The sequence below is a fragment of the Sphingobium wenxiniae genome (assembly GCF_007830065.1).
GTDB lineage: Bacteria > Pseudomonadota > Alphaproteobacteria > Sphingomonadales > Sphingomonadaceae > Sphingobium > Sphingobium wenxiniae.
Genome location: NZ_VLKK01000059.1, coordinates 1 through 2,918 on the forward strand (window position 1 = coordinate 1; position 2,918 = coordinate 2,918).

The window sequence follows — 2,918 nt, forward strand, 5'->3', positions numbered from 1 at the left end:
GAAGCCGAAGAACGATATTATGCCATGCTGGACGACCAACCCATGGCTGCGTAACTTAAACCAAATGGCCTCCGACAAACCCGGGGCGGTTCACAGTGCTGCCCGCCCACCTGTGACGTTCGCGCAGAATGAGACCTTCTAACTCAAGGCACTGTAATGCTCGCTCGGTCTGATCGGATGAAAGGCCCGCCCAATCGGCCCACTGCTGAATAGGCCACACGGTCCACCGACCGGGCCTGCCTTTCACCTTCGCATTGGAGCCGCGCCACCGGAAGATGATCTCCTTGAGCAGCTTGTGAGCGTTCGGGTTTTGCAGACGCCAGACTTTGAAGTCGGAGAGGTCGTCGATCCCGTAGGGCGTGTATTTGGCCGAAGGCATAATGATAGCTCCATTCGAGTTGCTACGATGGAGCGCCGAGCGTATTAGGTGCCGTTACTAGTCAGCGTCGTCCGGCGCTCCGGAAAGCCCTGCCGCGCCAACGGTGGGGCTTTTCTGTTTATGGGAACTGGCACGCAACTGGCACGCAGCCGTTGCTAACCACATGGAAATCCGTGCTAGTCACTGCTACCTGATGATAGGATAAGCCTATGGATTTCCTGAATTTCGTCCCCGTTGCCAAGGTTGGGGTCGAGGGTTCGAATCCCTTCGCCCGCTCCAGATTTTCCTAAGAAAATCAGTGGATTGGCGACTTTCGGGTCGCCTTTTCGTTGGAGACAATGCTGGGCGCGGAGGTCGTTGTCTCCATAATGTCTCCAGATAATTGCCAGAAATAGGCCACCGTAGCGTTGACTAGCGAAAGTTGCGCCAATTGGCCGTGTCGCGAAGCAACCCGTCCGCTCTGCCTGATAGGCCACTGGCTGGAGACAATGGCCGATCCGGGCTGGGGCCGCGATCTCATGCTGGAAAATCGTCGCTATCGGGGCATCCGAGCGAGAACGCCGTCCTGGACGCCGCATTCGCTCAGTCGGGAGATCTCAACATCGAGGCGATCCAGGTCAAAACGACCAACCCCCATCTTGACGCCGGAATCCCTTGAGCCGCCATCCCAAAGTGAGGCGGCTGATGCGGACGATGCACCCACCCAATGCGTCTTCGATTCAGGTTGCAAGCTTTGCCTCGGTGCTCAACACACGACCCCTGCCAGATGATGTCGTGGCAGCATGTATGGAGGACTCCGAGAGTGCTTATCAGGGAGATGATGTGTTGCGCAGGCCGGAAATGGCAGGCTGCACAGCGTCATGGAATTTTGTAGACAACGGTTGATATATTGGATTCCTTTCCAAATTTCGATCAACCGAAAACAACTAGGCTGGAAGAGAGCGATGAGTATCACAGAAGGCGCGCCGAGAGGCGGAGCGATTTCCTATTCGGAGCAGATACGGCGGTTCGCGAAGGAGCGGCCCGATCATTTCGCGATCCGCTTCGTGCCGGTTCATGGGCCGGAAGAAAGCCTGACCTATGCCGAACTGGACGCGGCGGCGGACCGGCTGGCAAAGCGCTTTCTGGCAGAAGGCGCGGATGCGGACAGCATGATCGCGATCGCTCTGCCCAACGGCGTTCCCTTCTATGTGGCGCTGGTCGCAAGCTGGCGCATCGGCGCCTGTCCCGCGCCGCTGAAATACGACTTCACGCCCTGGGAGCAGGAGCGGTACATCGATGTGGTCAAGCCGAGCGTGATCGTTGGCGACTGGCCGGGCGATCTGCCCGCGCCGCGGATCGGCACGGCGCAAGTGGCTGCGATGACCGCCTCGCCGGAACCCGCGCCCCATGTCGTCGATCAGCTTCCCAGGCGGACCTGGGCCATCGCGTCGGGCGGATCGACAGGGCGTCCAAAGCTCATCGTCAGTTGCCGGCCGGCGACATTGGACTGGCAGTTCGCCAGCGTGGAAAGCGCCGCGCCCGGGGACGGCCATGTGCAACTGATTTGCACGCCGCTCTATCATACATCTGCCCTCTCGCTCAGCGTCAAGTCGCTGACGGCCGGCGATACGCTGGTGGTCATTGCCCGGTTCGACGCGGCGCGGGTGGTGGAGATCATCTCGCGCTATCAGGTGACCATGATCGGGCTGGTCGCGGCGACGATGGTCCGGCTCCTGCGGCTTGCGGACCTTCGCGCGGAGCAGATGCAGAGCCTGCGGCTGGTCATCGCCGGAGCGGGCGCGATCTCCGAGACCGTGCTGCGGGGCTGGGCCGATCTTGTCGGAGCGGAGAACATCATCGTCGGCTATGGGGCATCGGAAGGCTTCGGCTCCACCAACATCCGCGGCGACGAGCTGCTCAAGCGGCCCGGCACCGTCGGCAAGGGCGGCGCGTGCGAGATCAGGATCGTCGGCGAGGACGGCCAGGCCAGGCGGGCCGGAGAGATTGGCGAGATTTATATGCGCGCGAAATCGGGCGACAGCGACCGGTTCGAATATTGGGGCGGCGAGGCGCCCAGGCGCAGCGAAGACGGCTTCGTATCGGTCGGGGATCTTGGCTGGGTCGATGGGGAAGGCTATCTCTACATCGCCGACCGGCGCACGGACATGGTGAAAACCGGGGGTGTCAACGTGTTCCCCGCCGAGGTGGAGGCGGCGATCCTGGAGCATCCCGGGATTGCCGACGCGGTGGTGCTGGGATTGCCCGATGCGGACTGGGGCCGCCGATTGCACGCCGTTCTGGTCGCGGCCGACCCGAAGTCTCCGCCCGCCGCGCAGGACATGGCTGCATTCCTGAAGGCGCGGCTGGCTCCGCAGAAGATTCCCAAGGCCTATGAATTCGTCGAGGATTTGGGCCGGGCGGATACGATGAAGCTGAACCGCAACGCCATGGCCGAGGCGAGATCCTGATCCACCGTCCCGCGACGGGCGAAGATGCCGGTCGGGGACAACCGCAAGTCAGGGGAGGGTAACGCCCCAGGCGCGCAGCCGTTCGGCGC

Annotated in this window: 2 protein-coding genes; one reads left to right on the top strand and one right to left on the bottom strand. The window is 62.0% G+C overall.

Annotated features, from left to right (window positions below; all coding sequences use genetic code 11):
* Nucleotides 1–55: 55 nt before the first annotated feature.
* Nucleotides 56–379, bottom strand: coding sequence for a hypothetical protein (locus IQ35_RS21160; protein ID WP_158636736.1), 324 nt, complete (start codon nt 377–379; stop codon nt 56–58).
* 944 nt (nt 380–1,323) lie between these two features.
* On the opposite strand from IQ35_RS21160, the gene IQ35_RS20705 reads away from it, so the two are divergent.
* On the top strand, nt 1,324–2,829 hold the full coding sequence (locus IQ35_RS20705) for a class I adenylate-forming enzyme family protein (RefSeq protein ID WP_158636737.1): 1,506 nt from the start codon (nt 1,324–1,326) through the stop codon (nt 2,827–2,829).
* The last annotated feature ends 89 nt before the right edge of the window (nt 2,830–2,918 follow it).

Bases quoted from the DNA above. Each gene is read 5' to 3' on its own strand.
- IQ35_RS21160 (WP_158636736.1), bottom strand. From the start codon at position 379: ATGCCTTCGGCCAAATACACGCCCTACGGGATCGACGACCTCTCCGAC.
- IQ35_RS20705 (WP_158636737.1), top strand. From the start codon at position 1,324: ATGAGTATCACAGAAGGCGCGCCGAGAGGCGGAGCGATTTCCTATTCG.